The organism is Cryptosporangium arvum DSM 44712 (genome assembly GCF_000585375.1).
In the GTDB taxonomy this organism is placed as follows: Bacteria; Actinomycetota; Actinomycetes; order Mycobacteriales; family Cryptosporangiaceae; genus Cryptosporangium; species Cryptosporangium arvum.
Genome location: NZ_KK073874.1, coordinates 1,754,834 through 1,771,122 on the forward strand (window position 1 = coordinate 1,754,834; position 16,289 = coordinate 1,771,122).

Consider the following 16,289-nt stretch of genomic DNA (forward strand, 5'->3'; position numbering starts at 1 on the left):
CGGAGGGTCCGCCGGTCACACCTTCAGCGGGGCCGCGGTGGCGGCCACCACCTCGTCCACGGTGACGCCCGGCGCGGTCTCGACCAGCTCCAGGCCGTTCGGCGTCACCTCGATCACCGCGAGGTCGGTGATGATCTGCTGCACGCACGCCTTGCCGGTCAGCGGCAGCGAGCACTCCTCCAGGATCTTGGCGCTGCCATCGCGCGCCACGTGCTCCATCACGACGATGACCCGCTTGGCCCCGTGCACCAGGTCCATTGCGCCGCCCATGCCCTTGATCATCTTGCCGGGGATGACCCAGTTCGCGATGTCGCCGGTCGCCGAGACCTGCATGGCCCCGAGGATCGCGACGTCGATGTGACCACCGCGGATCATCGCGAACGACATCGCGGAGTCGAAGAACGACGCCCCGGGCAGGAGCGTGACGGTCTCCTTGCCGGCGTTGATCAGGTCGGGGTCCTCGTCGCCCTCGTAGGGGTAGGGCCCGACGCCGAGGATGCCGTTCTCCGACTGCAGCGTGACGTGCACACCGTCGGGCACGTAGTTCGGGATCAGCGTCGGCAGCCCGATGCCGAGGTTCACGTACTGACCGTCACGCAGCTCCAGGGCCGCCCGTGCGGCCAGCTGCTCACGCGTCAACGCCATGTCTCAGGCCTCCGAACGGGGTCGGGTGGTGCGCTTCTCGATCTGCTTGCCCTCGACACCCACCGGCCCGACCACCCGCTGCACGAAGACCCCGGGTACGTGAACCTGTTCCGGGAGGATCGACCCCGGCTCCACCAGTTCCTCGACCTCGGCGATGGTGATCCGCCCCGCCATCGCGACGAGCGGGTTGAAGTTCCGGGCCGACTCGTGCATCACGAGGTTGCCGTGCCGGTCGCCGACCGCGGCGCGCACCAGCGCGAACTCGGTGACGATGCCCTCCTCGAGGACGTACTCCTGGCCGCCGAACTCCCGAACTTCCTTCGGGGGCGACGAAACCACCACGTCACCGGACGGTCCGTACCGCCACGGCAGCCCGCCGTCGGCGATCATCGTCCCCACGCCGGCGGGCGTGAAGAACGCCGGGATTCCGGACCCACCGGCGCGCAGCCGCTCGGCCAGCGTGCCCTGCGGGGTCAGCTCCACCTCGAGCTCGCCGCCCAGGTACTGGCGCGCGAACTCCTTGTTCTCGCCGACGTAGGAGCCGGTCACCCGGGAGATCCGGTGGTCCTTGAGCAGGACGCCCAGCCCCCAGACGTCGACCCCGCAGTTGTTCGACACGACCCGGAGGTCGTCGACGCCGGTCGCGTGCAGGGCTTCGATCAGCACGTGCGGGATCCCGCACAGCCCGAACCCACCCACGGCCAGCGACGCGCCGGCCGCGATATCCGCGACCGCTTCCGCCGCTGACGACACCACTTTGTTCGCGCTGATGTCACACCTCCGCTATGTCGACCGTCTTATATTGCGTGACGGTATCTCGCCTGGTCAGTGTGTTCAAAGCACGCCAGCCGGCGGTCAGCTTTGTGCCGTGAACCCCGACGCCGTGACGAACGGCTCGATCGGCCGGGCCTCGACGCCGGCCACCACCCGGTTGACGGTCCCACCCAGCAGTTCGACGCTGGTCTCGACGACGTCGCCCGGCGCCAGCGGAGCGTGGAAGTCCCGGCCGTGGCGGCCCCACAGTTCGGCCAGGCAGCCGCCCTGGCAGGTGCCGGACCCGAGCAGGTCGCCGGGGCGGATCTCGGTGCCCCGGGAGGCGTAGGCGGCCAGGGCCGGGAACGTCCAGGCCATGTTGTCGAGCCGGTCGCAACCGACCAGCTCACCGTTCACCCGCACCTCCATGCGCAGGTCGAACGACGAACCGGACGCGCGCGGCGCCAGCTCGTCGGCGGTGACGAAGTACCGGCCGAGCGTGGTCGCGGTGTCCTTGCCCTTGGCCGGGCCGAGCTTCAGCGTCATCTCGTGGAACTGGACGTCGCGGGCGGAGAAGTCGTTGAGCACGACGTAACCGGCGATGTGGTCCGCCGCCTCGTCGACGGTCAGGTCACGGCCGGTGCGTCCGACGACCGCCGCCACCTCGAGCTCGAAGTCGAACGCGACGCAGTTCGGCGGTACCGGGACGTCCGCGGTCGGACCGGTGATCGCGTACGGGTTGCTGAAGTAGAACGTCGGGATCTCGAAGAACTCCGGTGAGACCGTCGCCGCCGGGTCGAACAGCTTGACGATGCCCGCGGTGTGCTCCGGGAACGTCGAGAAGTCGCGGAACGTCGTGGGTTCGAGCGGCGCCAGCAGCTCGGCGTCGGCCTCGGCGGTGACGGTCGCGCGCTCGCGCAGCGCGGCCTCGGCGACGGCGGCCAGACGGCCGTCGAGCAGCGGGATCAGGTCCCGCTCGCCGGGCAGGTCGACCAGGTCGCCGCGGTCGACGACGGCGAGCTGTGGGCCGGACGCGGTGTTCCGCCGGACGATCCTCATCGAGCGCCTCCTCGGTGCTGTCTGGACGTCACGCTAGGGCGCCGGGCCAGGGGCACGGAAATAGACGTTCCGACTAGTGGTGATCGGCTTCCTCGATGGTTCGTATCGACAAGATCCATTTCCGCAGGTGTGTCGGGCGACCGTACGGTTTCCGGGTGGAGAGGAAGGCGCCGCGATGACGCACGCTGTTGATCTGCACGCGCACGCGTTGGTGGGGCGAGCCGAAGGGCTGGTCGCCGACGAGCCGGCGCTCGCGCGGTCCCGGGTCGCCGAGGCCCGTGCGGCGGGGGCGGAGAGCAGCGCGGTCAACCGGGAGCAGATCGCCGCGATCGTGCCGGCGCTCACCGACCCCGCCCTGCGCCTCGCGGCCATGGACCGGGCCGGGCTCGACGTGCAGGTGGTCAGCCCGATGCCGATCCACCACTACTGGGCCGGGGCGCCGCTCGCGGAGAGGTACGCGCGCACGGTGAACGACGGCATCCTGACGCACTGCGCGGCCGCTCCGGACCGGCTGCTGGGTCTGGGCACGGTGCCGCTCCAGCACCCCGCGCTGGCCGTGTCCGAGCTGACCAGGGCCGTCGCCGACGGGCTGCGTGGCGTCGAGGTCTCGACGTACGTGGACGGGCGCGAGCTGTCCGACCCGTCACTCGAGCCGTTCTGGGCCCGCGCCGAGGAACTGGGCGCGATCGTGTTCGTGCACCCGTGGGGCTGCACGCTGGGGGAGCGGCTCGACCTGGCGTACCTGTCGAACACGATCGGCAACCCGCTGGAGACGACGCTCGCGCTGTCGCGGCTGATCTTCTCCGGGCTGCTCGACCGGCGGCCGGGGCTGCGCATCGTGGCCGCGCACGGCGGCGGCTACCTGCCGGTGTACTCCAGCCGCGCCGACCACGCCTGGGAAGCGCGGCGGGACGCGCGCACGTGCGCCTCACGCCCCAGCGAGTACCTGCGCCGGTTCTGGTACGACTCGCTGGTCTACACCGGCGAGGCGCTCGACCGGCTGGTCGCCGCGGTCGGCGCGGACCGCGTCGTGCTCGGCACCGACCATCCGTTCGACATGGGGGTCACCGACCCGCTCGACCGGCTCGCCCTCGCGTCCCTCGACGCCGATTCGGCCGACGCGATCCGCGGCGGCAACGCCACCGCACTCCTGGGGATGAAATGACCGACGTCGATTCCGCGATCGCGACGATGGCGGCCGAGTGCCGCAACTGGGGCCGGTGGGGACCAGACGACGTGCTCGGCACCCTCAACCACCTCGATGTCGACGCTCGTCAGCGCGCCGCCGCGCTGGTACGCCGGGGTGCGTCGTTCTCGCTCTCGATGCGGTTCGAGGCCGACGGCCCGCAGAAGGGGTGGCGCCGGCGCACGAACCCGGTGCACACGATGCTCGACACCGGCGTGGACGCGGTGGCCGGTCACCAGGGTTTCCCGCACGGCATCGGTGGCGCCGACGACGTGATCGCGATGCCGCTGCAGTGCGCGACGCAGTGGGACGGGCTCGGCCACATCTTCGACCGGGGCAAGGCCTGGAACGGGCGCCCGGCCGAACAGGTGGTGAGCTCGCTGGGTGACCTGGTCACCGGTATCGAGCACATGGCCGCGGACGTGGCCGGGCGCGGCGTACTCCTGGACGTCGGGCGCGAGTTCGGTACGGACGGCGTGCTGCCCGACGGGTTCGCGATCGGCGTCGACCACCTGGAACAGGTGGCTTCGGCCCAGGGGGTGACCGTCGGGCGCGGGGACATCGTGCTGGTGCGCACCGGGCAGCTCGGGGCGTGCCGTTCGTTGCCGGGCTGGGGCGAGTTCGCCGGTGGGGCGGCACCGGGCCTCTCGTTCTGGACGGCACCGTGGCTGCACCGCACCGAGATCGCCGCGATCGCGACCGACACCTGGGGGTTCGAGGTGCGGCCGAACGAGTTCCCGGTCGCGTTCCAGCCGCTGCACCAGATCGCGATCCCGAACATCGGGCTCCTGATCGGCGAGATGTGGGACCTCGACGCGCTGGCGGCGGACTGCGCCGCCGACGGCGTCTACGAGTTCTTCCTCGTCGCGGCCCCGCTCCCGATCACCGGCGCGGTGGGGTCCCCCGTGAACCCCCTGGCGCTCAAGTGATCAGGCCGAGGTCGATCTCGGGGTAGAGCGGGAAGTCGCGCAAGAGGTCGCTGGTGCGGGTGCGTGCCTCGGCGGCGACGGCGCTGTCCAGCGCGAACTTGGCCTTGCTCGAGCCGTCGGTCGTCACCGCGGCCAGCACGGTCGCGATCACGTCCGCGATCTCGGCGATCTGGTCGGCGCCCATGCCGAGCGTCGTCACCGCCGGCGTTCCCAGGCGCAGGCCGCTCGTGTACCAGGGCCCGTTCGCGTCGAACGGCAGCGAGTTGCGGTTGAGCGTCAGGCCCACCGACCGCAGCGCGCTCTCGGCCTGCCGCCCGGTGAGCCCGTAGCTCGCGGCGACGTCCACCAGCACGATGTGGTTGTCGGTGCCGCCGGTCAGCACCTCGACCTTGCGCTGCTGCAGCTCGGCCGCGAGCGTCCGCGCGTTCTCGACGACGTTCGCCGCGTACGACGCGAACGACGGTTCGAGTGCTTCGGTGAACGCGACCGCCTTCGCCGCGATCGCGTGCGGCAGCGGCCCGCCCAGCACCGTCGGGCACCCCTTGTCGACGGCGTCGGCGAACTCCGACGTGCACAGCACCATCCCGCCGCGGGGACCGCGCAGCGTCTTGTGCGTGGTGGACGTGACGACGTGCGCGTGCGCGACCGGGTCGTGGTCACCGGTGAACACCTTCCCGGCCACCAGCCCGGCGAAGTGCGCCATGTCGACCATCAGCACCGCGCCGACCTCGTCGGCGATCTCGCGCAGCGCCGCGAAGTCGATCAGGCGGGTGTACGCGCTGTATCCCGCGAGCAGGATCAGCGGGCGCACCTCGCGCACCTGCGCACGCACGGCATCCAGGTCGAGCAGCTTGGTCTCGGGATCCACCGTGTACGACCGCGCGTCGAACAGCCGCGCCGAGACGTTGAACCGGTACCCGTGGGTCAGGTGACCGCCGGAGTAGTAGTCCATGCCGAGCAGCTTCTGGTCGAGCACCTCCCGGCGGAGCTCGGCCCACTCGGCGTCGGTGAGCGCGGACGCGTTCTTGCGCCCGAACTTCTCGATGATGCCGCTCTCGACCCGGGTGGCCAGGATGCTCAGGAACGCGACCAGGTTGGCGTCGATACCGGAGTGCGGTTGCACGTAGGCGTGCTCGGCGCCGAACAGCTGCCGGGCCAGGCCGGCCGCGTGGGCCTCGATCGTGTCGACGTTGTCGCAGCCGGCGTAGAAGCGGTGGCCGGGCGCGCCCTCGGCGTACTTGTCGGTGAACAGGTTGCCCTGCGCCAGCTGCACCGCCAGCGAGCTGAAGTTCTCGCTCGCGATCAGCTTCACGTTCGACCGCTGGTCGGTGAGTTCCTGCACGATCCCGCCGGCGACCGTGGGGTCGACCGTGGTGATCTGGTCGAGCGAGGCGAAGAACGCCAGGGCTCCGGGATCGGGGGCCGCTCCCTCGAGGCCGGCCAGGTAACGCAGGGCGCTGAGCTCGGACATGGTGGGGCGTGACCTCCCGGTTCGGGGCTGCTCGTGTTCGGGGGGCGATGATACGGACCTCCACCGACAACGGCCGCCCCGATGGGCTCTCACCTGCAACTTCGGTGATACCGACGTGCTCCTTTACTGCACCTGTGGACATCTCCCCACGGGGTTGTCCGGTGACGTAGCGTGGTGGCACTAACCCTGGCGGGGGTGGTCTGCTGTGTCACTGCATAGCGCGGTCGTCGACGGATACCGTCCGGCGGGCCTCGACGGACTTCGCTCGGCCGACCCCGAGGTCGCCGAGATCCTCACGGCGGAGTACGACCGTGTCCGGCACGGCGTGCAACTGACCGCGAGTGAGAACTTCACGTCCGCGGCGGTCCGCGCGGTGCTGGGCTCCACCCTCGGCGACAAGCACGCCGAGGGGTACCCCGGCCGGCGGTACTACGGCGGGTGCGAGTTCATCGACCAGGCCGAGGAACTGGGCCGGGCCCGGGCGTGCGCGTTGTTCGGCGCCGAGCACGCGAACCTGCAACCGCACTCGGGCACGCTGGCCAACCTCGCCGCGTTCGCCGCGCTGCTGGTTCCGGGCGATACGGTGCTGGCGATGGAGCCCCGCTACGGCGGTCACTTCACCAGCGGCAGCAGCCGGAACTTCTCCGGGAAGTGGTTCCACACGGTCGGGTACGGCGTCCGCCGGTCCGACGAGCGCCTCGACTACGACGAGATCCGCGATCTGGCTCGCCAGCACCTGCCGAAGCTGATCGTCTGCGGGCCCACCGCGTACACGCGGTTGATCGACTACGCGGCGTTCCGCGAGATCGCCGACGAGGTCGGAGCCTACTTCCTGGTCGACGCGGCGCAGATCAGCGGGCTGGTCGCCGGTCGCGCGGTGCCGTCGCCGGTGCCCTATGCGGACGTGGTCACCACCACCTCCCACAAGTCGCTGCGTGGCCCGCGGGGCGGCATCGTCCTCTGCACGCGTGCGCTGGCCCGTCGCGTCGACAACGCGGTGTTCCCGTTCCTGCAGGGCGCGCCGCAGATGAACAACGTCGCCGCGAAGACGGTCGCGCTGGGCGAGGCGGGCGAGCTGGCGTTCGTCGACTACGCCCAGCGGGTGCTGGCCAACGCGTCCGCGCTGGCCGACGGGTTGGAGAGCGCCGGGCTGCGTCTGGTCACCGGCGGCACCGACAACCACATGGTGCTCGTCGATCTCGGTGACGCCCAGGTGAGCGGCGCCGAGGCCGAGCAGCGTTGCCGTGACGTCGGCATCCTGCTCACCAAGCACGTGTTGCCGTTCGACCACCGGCTGCCCGAAGAGGCATCCGGGTTGCGTCTGGGCACGCTGGCGTCCACCACGCAGGGCATGACCGAGGCCGACATGGAGTTCGCCGCCGAGCTGATCGTCCGCGCCATCCGCGGCGAGCAGGGCGTGGGTGACGACGTCGCCGATCTCGCGGCGCGCTACCCCTGTTACTCGCCACACTGAAACGATGGACGTCCTGGAGACGCTGCGGCGGATCTGTCTGGCACTGCCGGAGGCCACCGAGCGGATCAGCCACGGGGCACCGACGTGGGCGGTGCGCGACAAGCGGACGTTCGTGACGTTCGCCGATCACGTGCACGGTGACGAGCACGTCGCGTTCTGGTGTCCGGCGCCGCCCGGTGTCCAGGAGGAGATGGTCGCCGTCGAACCGGAGCGGTTCTTCCGGCCCCCGTACGTGGGGCCGAGCGGCTGGCTCGGTGTCCGGCTGGACGGTCCCGACGTCGACTGGGACGAGATCACCGAAATCGTCACCGAGGCGTACCGCTGCGTCGCGCCGAAGACGCTCGTCGCTCGCCTCGGTACCGTTATCGATCAGTGATCAGCATTAATCCGTTTTGGTCCCGGTAGCTCCGCACTCCGGCTAGGTTCGAGCACCACCTGTGTCGGACCGACCCGGAGGCGCCGCTCATGCCGTTATCCGATTTCCGCCCGAGACGCGCGCTCGTCGCGCTCACTGCCGCAACCACGCTCGCCCTCGCCGCCGCCACCCCCGCCGCGGCCGCTCCGCCGGACCCCGGCGCCGCGCTGTCGAAGAAGCTGACGTCGGCCGTGACCACCGAGGGCGTGTTCGGGCACCTGCGCCAGTTCCAGAAGATCGCCGACGCCAACCGCGGTACCCGGGCGTCCGGCACGCCGGGCTACGACCGGAGCGCCGACTACGTCGCGCGGAAGCTGCAGCACGCCGGTTACCGGGTCAGCAGGCAGAGTTTCGAGTTCCCGTACTTCCAGGAGCTCAACCCGTCGAAGTTCAGCCAGGTCAGCCCCGCGCCGAAGACGTTCGTCAACGGCACCGACTTCGAGACGCTCAGCTTCTCCGGCGACGGCGCGGCCCAGGGCACGGTCACCGCGGTCGACGTCAACCTGACGCCGCCGCGCGCGTCGACGAGCGGGTGCGAGGCCACCGACTTCGCGAACTTCCCGAAGGGCAACATCGCGCTGCTGCAACGCGGCACGTGCGACTTCGGGGTGAAGGCGACAAACGCGGCGGCGGCCGGTGCGGTCGGCCTCATCGTGTTCAACCAGGGCAACGGCACCGAGGCGGCGAACCCCGACCGGTTCGAGCTGTTCGAGGGCAACGCCGGTGGGCCGGTGCCGATCCCCGCGATCACCGTGCCGTACGCGCTCGGTGCGCAGCTGGCCGGTACGACGAACACCGTCGTCCGCATCGAGACCGACACGTTGTCGGAGACCCGCACCACCCAGAACGTGCTCGCGGAGACGCCCGGCGGGCGCGCGGACAACGTCGTCATGGCGGGTGCGCACTTGGATTCGGTGCCCGAGGGGCCCGGGATCAACGACAACGGCACCGGGAGCGCGGGTCTGCTCGAGGTGGCGTTGAAGTACGCGCCGCTGGCGAAGAAGTCCCCGAACAAGGTGCGGTTCGCCTGGTGGGGTGCGGAGGAAGGTGGGCTGCTCGGTTCGGCGCACTACGTGTCGGCGTTGACGCCGGCTCAGGTCGCGGACATCGGGCTGTACCTGAACTTCGACATGATCGGGTCGCCGAACTACCTGCTCGCGGTGTACGACGGGGACAACTCGACCGGGACGGGAACGCCGCCGGCGGGCTCCGGTGCGCTCGAGACGATCTTCCGGAAGTACCTGGCGAGCCGGGGTCAGCAGGTCGTCGACACCGAGTTCGACGGGCGCTCGGACTACGGGCCGTTCATCGCCGAGGGCATCGGGATCCCGGCCGGTGGGCTGTTCACCGGGGCCGAGGGGAAGAAGTCCGCGGCTGACGTCGCGAAGTTCGGCGGGGTGGCGGATGTCGCGTACGACCCCTGCTACCACCAGAAGTGCGACAGCCTGTCGCCGAAGAAGGACGGCGCCGACGCCGCGGTCTACCAGCGGTTGACGAAGGCGTACGGGAAGAAGCTGGTCGGGAACATCAACGTGTTCGCGCTCGATCTGAACTCCGACGCGATCGCGGACGCCGTGGCCAGGCTGGCCTGGAACACCAGCGGGATCTCCGAGCCCGGTGACGCTCCCAAGGCCGCCGCGGCCGCCGCCCCCAGCGGCGGCGGGCAGGGCCCCGTGCCGACCGTTTGACCGAACGCATTTCCGCATCACGGAGCGGGCCCGCGCGAAGGCGCGGGCCCGCTCCGCGTGTCCGGCGCGGCGCGTCGGGGGAGTGGTCGTCAGCGTGATCGCGTAATGGGACTAATCTCCTGAATCGGGATTAATCGACGTCATCCCGTGGAGAAGGCATGCGCGCTCGCACCCGCCGCAACCGTCCGACGCGAGCCGTCGGAGTCGTGACGACACTCGTCGTCGCCGCACTGACCGGTGTGGCCGCCCACCAGATGACCGCGACCGCGACCCCGACCCGGGCGATCCGGCCCGCACCGGCCCCCACCACCGAGCCGACGCGCACCCCGGGTGCGACTCCGTCGAGCACCCCGGGCACCCCGGCCGCGACGCCCCCCGCGGAGGCCGGTCTGGCGGCCGGGCGCGCGCTCGCGGCCCAGGTGACCGTCGACGGCGTCCTGTCGCACCTCCGCGCGTTCCAGCAGATCGCCGACGGCAACAAGGGCACGCGGGCGTCCGGCGTCGGGCACGGCTACACCCGCAGCGCCGACTACGTCGCCGGCCACCTCGAGGCCGCCGGCTACCGCGTCACCCGGTCGAAGTTCGAGTTCCCGTACTTCGAGGAGGTCCGCCCGACGACGTTCCGGCGCACCGCCCCCACCACCCACCCGTACCGGGCGACCATCGACTTCCAGATCCTCAGCTATGCCGGTTCCGGTGCCGTCGAGGCCCGCGTCCACCCGGTCGACGTGACCCTGCGGCCGCCTCGCGCGTCCACCAGCGGCTGCGAAACCGCTGACTTCGCCGGCTTCCCGCGGGGCGCGATCGCGCTGGTGCAGCGCGGATCCTGCGACTTCAGCGTGAAGGCCCGGCACGCCGTGGCCGCGGGCGCGGCCGGCCTGATCATCTTCAACCAGGGCAACGGCACCGGCCGCGACCGGCTCGACGCGTTCGGCGGCACCCTGCAGGAGCCGTTCCGGATCCCGGCCATCGGGGTGTCGTACGCGGTCGGCGCCGAGCTCGCCGCGTCGCCGGCGCGGAGCGTCCGCATCGAGACCGAAACGCTGTCGGAGACGCGCACCACCGAGAACGTGCTGGCGGAGCTGCCCGCGAAGCGGGCCGGACGCACGGTGATGGTCGGGGCGCACCTGGACTCGGTGCCCGCCGGGCCCGGGATCAACGACAACGGCAGCGGGAGCGCCGGGGTGCTCGAGGTGGCGCTGCGCTACGCCGAACTGGCCCGTACCAGCAGCACGCCCAACACCCTGCGGTTCGCCTGGTGGGGCGGCGAGGAAGCCGGGCTGCTCGGATCCCAGCACTACGTGGACTCGCTGACCTCGGCGGAGCGTGAGCGGATCGCGCTGTACCTCAACTTCGACATGATCGGCTCGCCCAACTACGAGCTCGGCGTGTACGACGGCGACCGCGGACCGACCGGCTCGGCGGCGATCGAGAAGTTCTTCCAGGGCTTCCTCGCCGACCACGGGCAGAAGTCGACGGCCAGCGAGTTCAACGGACGGTCGGACTACGGGCCGTTCATCGCGAAGGGCATCGGCATCCCGGCCGGTGGGATGGACACCGGGGCCGAGGGGATCAAGCCGAAATCGGCGGTCGCGAAGTTCGGCGGTGTGCCCGGCGTCGCGTACGACCCCTGCTACCACCAGGCCTGTGACGGGCTGGGGGCGGTGAAGGACAAGGATCGTCGCGACGACTACCGCCGGCTCGCGCGGGCGTACGGGAGCCGGCTGGTCGGCAACGTGAACGTCGTACCGCTCGACCTGATCAGCGACGCGATCGCGACCGCGGTCGGCCGGTACGCCTACGACGTGTCCGACGTCGTGGGCTCGGCGACCCCGGCGCCCTAGGCGAACGACCGGGCGCTGGGGCGGCCCTGGCCGCCGTCGACCGCGATGTTCGCGCCGGTGATCCAGGACGCCCGGTCGGAGAGCAGGAACGCGGCGACGTCACCGATCTCCTCGGGGTGCCCGAGCCGGCCGAACGGGAACTCGTTGGCCCGGAAGTTCTCGAAGCGCTCGGGGTCGTTCGCCTTCAGGTGCGCCCAGCCGCCGCCCTCGAACAGGATCGAGCCCGGGCTGATCGCGTTCACCCGCACGTTGAGCGGCGCGAGTTCCAACGCGAGCGTGGCCGCGAGGTGGATCTCGGCCGCCTTCGCCGCGGCGTAGGCCGTGCGCGGCCCGGGCTTCATGCCGGTCACCGACGCGACGAACAGCACCGAACCGCGGCCGGCCGCCTCGAGGTGGGGGAGTGAGGCCTTGGTCAGCGCCGCCGCGTGACCGACGTTGAGCGCGTACGTGCCGAGGAAATCGTCGACCGTGCCGGTCCGCAGGTTGCCGTTGCCCTGGGTGCCCCCGGCGTTGGCGACGACGCGGTCGAGGCCACCGAGCGACTCCGCCACCTCGTTCACCGCGACCTCGAGCGCGGCGGGGTCGGTGACGTCGGCGACGACCGTCACGACCGGCCGCCCGTGACGGCCGACCTTCTCGGCGGCGTCGGCCAGGTCGTCGGGCCCGCGGGCGATCAGCCCCACCCAGGCACCTTCGCGGGCCAGCGAGTCGGCGATCGCCAACCCCAGCCCTCGGCTGCCCCCGGTGACGACCGCGCGTGCCCCGTCCAGACCCAGATCCATCCCGACCTCCTGCTCCGCCTGTATCGGGAGCAACGGTACTGGCTGCCGGGACCATCGAGTCTCTCGATATAGCTAGGCTAACCTAACTTCCGTGAGAGGCGCCGTGGTCGGACGACAGCTCGCGGTCTTCGGCATCGCCGTCGCCGCGCTGGGCTGCGTCGTCGTGCTGAGCTTGATGGTGGGGCGGCAGTCGATCGCCCTGGTGAACGCGGTCCGCGCGCTGCTGCCCGGTGCGCACGGCGAGATCGCCGACATCGTGCGCGGTCTCCGGTTGGAGCGCACGGTGGTCGGCGTCGTCGTCGGCCTAGCGCTCGGCGGCGCGGGCGCGCTCATGCAGGCGCTGACCCGCAACCCGCTGGCCGACCCCGGCCTGCTCGGCGTCAACGCGGGCGCGGCCGCGGTGATCGTCACCGGCTTCACGTTCTTCGGCATCACCAGCGGTTACCCGCAGGTCTGGCTCGCCCTCGCCGGCGCCGCGATCGGGTCGGTCGCCGTGTACCTCCTCGGCGGCGGCGGACGCGCGGCGACCACGCCGGCCCGTCTCGCGCTCGCCGGTGCCGCGCTCACCGCCGTGCTCTTCGCGTACATGAACGGTCTCGCGATGCGTGACCAGGACACGTTCGACGAGATGCGGTTCTGGGTGGTCGGCTCGGTCGTCAACCGCGGGTACGACGGGCTCGTCGCCGCGCTGCCGTTCATCGCGACGGGGGCGGTCGTCGCGCTGCTGGTGGCCCCGGCCCTGAACGCGCTCGCGCTGGGCGAGGACACGTCACGCGCGCTCGGGCTCGGCGTCGGGCGGACCCGGGCTTTGACCGGCGTCGCGATCACGCTGTTGTGCGGCGGGGCGACCGCGGTGGCCGGGCCGATCGTCTTCATCGGCCTGACCGTGCCGCACGTGGCGCGCTGGCTCGTCGGCGCCGATCAACGCCGGGCGGTGCCGCTCTCGATGGTGCTGGCCGCGTTCTTCCTGGTGCTCTGCGACACGCTCGGGCGGGTCGTCTCGGGTGGTGCGGAGATCCAGGCCGGGCTGGTGGCGGCGATCTTCGGCGCCCCGATCTTCATCGCGCTCGTGCGCCGACGGATGCTGGCGGCGGCATGACCGCGGTACCTGTGCTCGCGGCGGGGCCCGTCGTGCTCCGGGTCCACCGTCGTTCGGTGGTGGTGTGTCTCGTCCTAGGCGTTCTGCTCCTGGCCGCGATCGTCCTGTCGCTCGCCGCCGGCACCAACTCGTTCCCGCTGGACCAGGTGTTCACGGCGGTGTTCGGTGAGGGCAAACCCGCCACCGAGCTGATCGTCGCCGAGCTGCGTCTGCCCCGGGCCGTCACCGGTGCGCTCGTCGGTATCGCGCTCGGCATCTCCGGCGGGATCTTCCAGTCGCTGACGCGTAACCCGCTCGGCAGCCCCGACGTCGTCGGCTTCGGACAGGGCGCCACCACCGGTGCGCTGGTCACGATGCTCCTGCTGCACGGCGGGTTCGTCGCGGCGTCGTTCGGCGCGGTGGTGGGTGGCGTGGTCACCGCGGCGCTGGTGTTCGGTCTGGCCTACCACCGCGGCAGCATCGCGCCACTGCGGATCGTGCTCGTCGGTCTCGGGCTCGCGCTCATGCTGATCTCGGTCAACCAGCTGCTGATCGTGCGGTCGCAGCTGTACGACGCGCAGAGCGCCTCCGCGTGGATCGTCGGCAGCCTCGCCGGGCGCGAATGGAACCAGGTGAAGCTGATGGGCGCGGTGCTCGTCGTCGGACTCGTGGCCTGTGTGTTCCTGATGCGGCCGCTGAGCCTGAGCGAGTTCTCCGACGAACGCTCGATGAGCCTCGGCCTGCGGATCGGACGGGCGCGGTTCGCGGCCGTCGGCACGGGTGTACTGCTCGCCTCGGCCGCCGTCGCCGCCGCCGGTCCGATCCAGTTCGTCGCGCTCCCGGCGCCGCAGATCGCGCGCCGCCTCACCCGCGCGGCGGGCCCGAACCTCACGGCGTCCGGCCTGACCGGCGGGCTGCTGCTCGTGCTGGCCGACTTCCTCGCGCGGGAAGCGTTCCAGCCCCGGCTCGTGCCGGTCGGTGTGGTCACCGGGGTCGTCGGTGGTCTGTATCTCGCCTGGCTGCTGAGCCGCGAATGGAAGAAGGGCCGGGCATGACCCGATTGAAGGCTGAGCACGTCGCGCTCGGGTACGACGGGCGCACGATCGTGCCCGACCTCGACCTGGCGATCCCCGACGGGTCGTTCACCGCGATCGTCGGTGCGAACGGCTGCGGGAAGTCCACGTTGCTGCGTGGCCTCGCGCGGCTGCTGAAGCCGGGGCGCGGCTCGATCGTGCTCGACGGCAAGGCCATCCACGAGTACTCCTCGAAGGAGGTCGCCCGGCGGCTCGGCCTGCTGCCCCAGTCGCAGACCGCGCCCGACGCGATAAGCGTGCGTGACCTCGTCGCCCGCGGCCGGTACCCGCACCAGACGCTGCTGCGCCAGTGGTCGCCGGCCGATCAGCGGGCCGTCGACTCCGCGCTCGAGCTCACCGGCGTGACGGAGCTGGCCGGGCGGCTCTTCGACGAGCTCTCCGGCGGCCAGCGCCAGCGCGTCTGGATCGCGCTGGCCCTCGCCCAGGAGACCGACATCCTGCTCCTCGACGAGCCGACGACCTATCTCGACATCGCCCACCAGATCGACGTGCTCGACCTCTGCGCGCGTCTGCGTACCGAGCGCGGCTCGACGCTCGTCGCCGTGCTGCACGACCTCAACCTCGCCGCCCGCTACGCCACGCATCTCGTCGCGATGAAATCCGGCGCGATCGTGGCCTCGGGGCACCCCGTCGAGATCATCACGCCCAGCCTCATCGAGCAGGTCTTCGGCCTGCCCTGCCAGGTCATCGACGACCCGGAGTCCGGCACGCCGCTCGTGATCCCCCGCATGTCTACGTTGAAGGAAGTCACCTCGTGAAAATTCGCGTCGCCGGCGTCGCTCTGGTAGCGGCCTTTTCGCTCGTTCTCAGTGCGTGCGGTGGTACGGAGAGCGCCGACTCCTCATCGGCCTCCGCGCCGGCCGGGCCGTTCGAGTACAAGGACGCCCGCGGCAAGGACGTCAAAATCTCGAACACCCCGACGACGGTCGTCGCGCAGAGCACCGTCGCCGCCGCGCTCCTCGACGCCGGCTACCAGGTCAAAGGCGCTTACGGCGAGCTGACGCCCGGCGCCGACGGCAAGTTGAGCTACCAGGCCGGCTCGCTGGACCCGACCAAGATCGAGGTGCTCGGCAAGACCTACGGCGAGTTCGACACCGAGAAATACGCGCTGATGAACCCCGAGCTGCTGATCGACTACACGTTCGACCAGAAGGGCCTGTGGTACGTCCCGCAGGCGCAGGCTTCGCGCGTCGAGAAGCTCGCGCCCACCGTCGCCGTGCCCGGCAACTACAAGACCACCGACGAGGCCATCGAGACGTTCGTCGAGCTGGCCGGCAAGCTCGGCGCGGACACCTCGTCGCCGGCGCTTTCCAAGGCGAAGTCCGACTACCAGGCCGCGCTGGCCGAGGTGGCTTCGGTCGCGAAGTCGTCGGGGCTCAAGGTCGCGATCATGTCGCCGGGCAAGGACAGCCTGTACGTGGTGAACCCGGCGATGCTGCCGGAGGCCACCACGCTGAAGGGCCAGGGCCTCGACGTCATCGACCCGACCAAGGCCACCAAGGACGTGTTCGCCCAGCAGAGCTGGGAAGAGGCGACCGGCTACCGCGACGTCGACGTGATCCTCGTCGACGCCCGCAACTACGACGCCGCGAAGGCCGACCTGGCGAAGATCGCGACCTGGGCCAACCTGCCCGCGGTCAAGGCCGGCCAGGTCTACCCGTGGTACGCGTCGGCGCCGTACTCGTACACCTCGTACGCGAAGATCTACCAGGAACTCGCTACGGATCTGGGTGCGGCGAAGAAGCTCTAGGTCGTGTCCTGCGAATCTCGCTCGCAGCGAGGCACCGCTCAGGCGTCGTCAGGCAAGGCGGAGGAATATCCGGATACCGTTGTTGTATCCGGATGTTCCGACAACGCGGCCTGACGGCGGC

Annotated in this window: 15 protein-coding genes; 10 read left to right on the forward strand and 5 right to left on the reverse strand. The window is 70.9% G+C overall.

The genetic code is table 11. From position 1 onward, the window contains the following. Window positions 1-15: 15 nt before the first annotated feature. The 3 genes from CRYAR_RS08120 to CRYAR_RS08130 form a co-directional block, all read right to left on the reverse strand. Window positions 16-645 carry a CoA transferase subunit B gene (locus tag CRYAR_RS08120; protein ID WP_035849518.1) on the reverse strand — a complete coding sequence of 210 codons (630 nt, stop codon included), beginning with the start codon at window positions 643-645 and terminating at the stop codon, window positions 16-18. Between the two features lie 3 nt (window positions 646-648). Next, a complete protein-coding gene (locus CRYAR_RS08125) occupies window positions 649-1,416 on the reverse strand; it encodes a CoA-transferase (RefSeq protein WP_035849521.1) in 768 nt (255 codons plus the stop codon). Between the two features lie 84 nt (window positions 1,417-1,500). Further along, on the reverse strand, window positions 1,501-2,457 hold the full coding sequence (locus tag CRYAR_RS08130) for a fumarylacetoacetate hydrolase family protein (protein ID WP_051569918.1): 957 nt from the start codon (window positions 2,455-2,457) through the stop codon (window positions 1,501-1,503). A gap of 175 nt (window positions 2,458-2,632) precedes the next feature. Between CRYAR_RS08130 and CRYAR_RS08135 the strand changes: the two genes are divergently transcribed. Both CRYAR_RS08135 and CRYAR_RS08140 read left to right on the forward strand, forming a co-directional pair. Further along, entirely contained in the window at window positions 2,633-3,622 is a 990-nt protein-coding gene (locus CRYAR_RS08135; RefSeq protein WP_035849524.1) for an amidohydrolase family protein, read from the forward strand. Beyond that, window positions 3,619-4,572 (forward strand): cyclase family protein, encoded by a 954-nt coding sequence (locus CRYAR_RS08140; RefSeq protein WP_035849528.1) that lies wholly within the window; start codon window positions 3,619-3,621, stop codon window positions 4,570-4,572. The genes CRYAR_RS08135 and CRYAR_RS08140 overlap by 4 nt, the downstream gene beginning before the upstream one ends. Here the strand turns inward: CRYAR_RS08140 and CRYAR_RS08145 are convergent. Then, complete coding sequence (locus tag CRYAR_RS08145; protein WP_035849531.1) at window positions 4,565-6,043, reverse strand: glycine hydroxymethyltransferase; 1,479 nt, start codon at window positions 6,041-6,043, stop codon at window positions 4,565-4,567. The two genes, CRYAR_RS08140 and CRYAR_RS08145, sit on opposite strands and share 8 nt — an antisense overlap. Window positions 6,044-6,248: 205 nt before the next feature. On the opposite strand from CRYAR_RS08145, the gene CRYAR_RS08150 reads away from it, so the two are divergent. The 4 genes from CRYAR_RS08150 (at window position 6,249) to CRYAR_RS08165 (ending at window position 11,464) form a co-directional block, all read left to right on the forward strand. Continuing rightward, window positions 6,249-7,517, forward strand: coding sequence for a serine hydroxymethyltransferase (locus CRYAR_RS08150; protein WP_211247331.1), 1,269 nt, complete (start codon window positions 6,249-6,251; stop codon window positions 7,515-7,517). 4 nt (window positions 7,518-7,521) lie between these two features. After that, on the forward strand, window positions 7,522-7,893 hold the full coding sequence (locus CRYAR_RS08155) for an MmcQ/YjbR family DNA-binding protein (RefSeq protein ID WP_035849533.1): 372 nt from the start codon (window positions 7,522-7,524) through the stop codon (window positions 7,891-7,893). Window positions 7,894-7,982: 89 nt separating this feature from the next. Then, complete coding sequence (locus CRYAR_RS08160) at window positions 7,983-9,620, forward strand: M28 family peptidase (protein ID WP_051569919.1); 1,638 nt, start codon at window positions 7,983-7,985, stop codon at window positions 9,618-9,620. A 158-nt stretch (window positions 9,621-9,778) separates the two neighbouring features. Further along, complete coding sequence (locus CRYAR_RS08165) at window positions 9,779-11,464, forward strand: M28 family peptidase (protein WP_051569920.1); 1,686 nt, start codon at window positions 9,779-9,781, stop codon at window positions 11,462-11,464. On the opposite strand, the gene CRYAR_RS08170 is transcribed toward CRYAR_RS08165, so the two are convergent. Further along, a complete protein-coding gene (locus tag CRYAR_RS08170) occupies window positions 11,461-12,246 on the reverse strand; it encodes an SDR family NAD(P)-dependent oxidoreductase (RefSeq protein WP_035849536.1) in 786 nt (261 codons plus the stop codon). The two genes, CRYAR_RS08165 and CRYAR_RS08170, sit on opposite strands and share 4 nt — an antisense overlap. A gap of 91 nt (window positions 12,247-12,337) precedes the next feature. On the opposite strand from CRYAR_RS08170, the gene CRYAR_RS08175 reads away from it, so the two are divergent. Genes CRYAR_RS08175 through CRYAR_RS08190 form a run of 4 tightly spaced genes read left to right on the forward strand, consistent with a single transcriptional unit; the run spans window position 12,338 to window position 16,168 of the window. After that, window positions 12,338-13,345, forward strand: a complete 1,008-nt coding sequence (locus tag CRYAR_RS08175) for a FecCD family ABC transporter permease (RefSeq protein ID WP_051569921.1) — start codon at window positions 12,338-12,340, stop codon at window positions 13,343-13,345. Continuing rightward, complete coding sequence (locus CRYAR_RS08180; RefSeq protein ID WP_035849541.1) at window positions 13,342-14,379, forward strand: FecCD family ABC transporter permease; 1,038 nt, start codon at window positions 13,342-13,344, stop codon at window positions 14,377-14,379. Before CRYAR_RS08175 ends, CRYAR_RS08180 begins: the two co-directional genes overlap by 4 nt. Continuing rightward, entirely contained in the window at window positions 14,376-15,176 is an 801-nt protein-coding gene (locus CRYAR_RS08185; RefSeq protein ID WP_035849544.1) for an ABC transporter ATP-binding protein, read from the forward strand. Before CRYAR_RS08180 ends, CRYAR_RS08185 begins: the two co-directional genes overlap by 4 nt. Further along, window positions 15,173-16,168, forward strand: a complete 996-nt coding sequence (locus CRYAR_RS08190; RefSeq protein ID WP_035849547.1) for an ABC transporter substrate-binding protein — start codon at window positions 15,173-15,175, stop codon at window positions 16,166-16,168. The genes CRYAR_RS08185 and CRYAR_RS08190 overlap by 4 nt, the downstream gene beginning before the upstream one ends. Window positions 16,169-16,289 lie beyond the last annotated feature (121 nt).

Bases quoted from the DNA above. Each gene is read 5' to 3' on its own strand.
- CRYAR_RS08155 (WP_035849533.1), top strand. From the start codon at position 7,522: ATGGACGTCCTGGAGACGCTGCGGCGGATCTGTCTGGCACTGCCGGAG.
- CRYAR_RS08185 (WP_035849544.1), top strand. From the start codon at position 14,376: ATGACCCGATTGAAGGCTGAGCACGTCGCGCTCGGGTACGACGGGCGC.
- CRYAR_RS08135 (WP_035849524.1), top strand. From the start codon at position 2,633: ATGACGCACGCTGTTGATCTGCACGCGCACGCGTTGGTGGGGCGAGCC.
- CRYAR_RS08130 (WP_051569918.1), bottom strand. From the start codon at position 2,457: ATGAGGATCGTCCGGCGGAACACCGCGTCCGGCCCACAGCTCGCCGTC.
- CRYAR_RS08160 (WP_051569919.1), top strand. From the start codon at position 7,983: ATGCCGTTATCCGATTTCCGCCCGAGACGCGCGCTCGTCGCGCTCACT.
- CRYAR_RS08170 (WP_035849536.1), bottom strand. From the start codon at position 12,246: ATGGATCTGGGTCTGGACGGGGCACGCGCGGTCGTCACCGGGGGCAGC.
- CRYAR_RS08120 (WP_035849518.1), bottom strand. From the start codon at position 645: ATGGCGTTGACGCGTGAGCAGCTGGCCGCACGGGCGGCCCTGGAGCTG.
- CRYAR_RS08145 (WP_035849531.1), bottom strand. From the start codon at position 6,043: ATGTCCGAGCTCAGCGCCCTGCGTTACCTGGCCGGCCTCGAGGGAGCG.
- CRYAR_RS08180 (WP_035849541.1), top strand. From the start codon at position 13,342: ATGACCGCGGTACCTGTGCTCGCGGCGGGGCCCGTCGTGCTCCGGGTC.
- CRYAR_RS08140 (WP_035849528.1), top strand. From the start codon at position 3,619: ATGACCGACGTCGATTCCGCGATCGCGACGATGGCGGCCGAGTGCCGC.
- CRYAR_RS08165 (WP_051569920.1), top strand. From the start codon at position 9,779: ATGCGCGCTCGCACCCGCCGCAACCGTCCGACGCGAGCCGTCGGAGTC.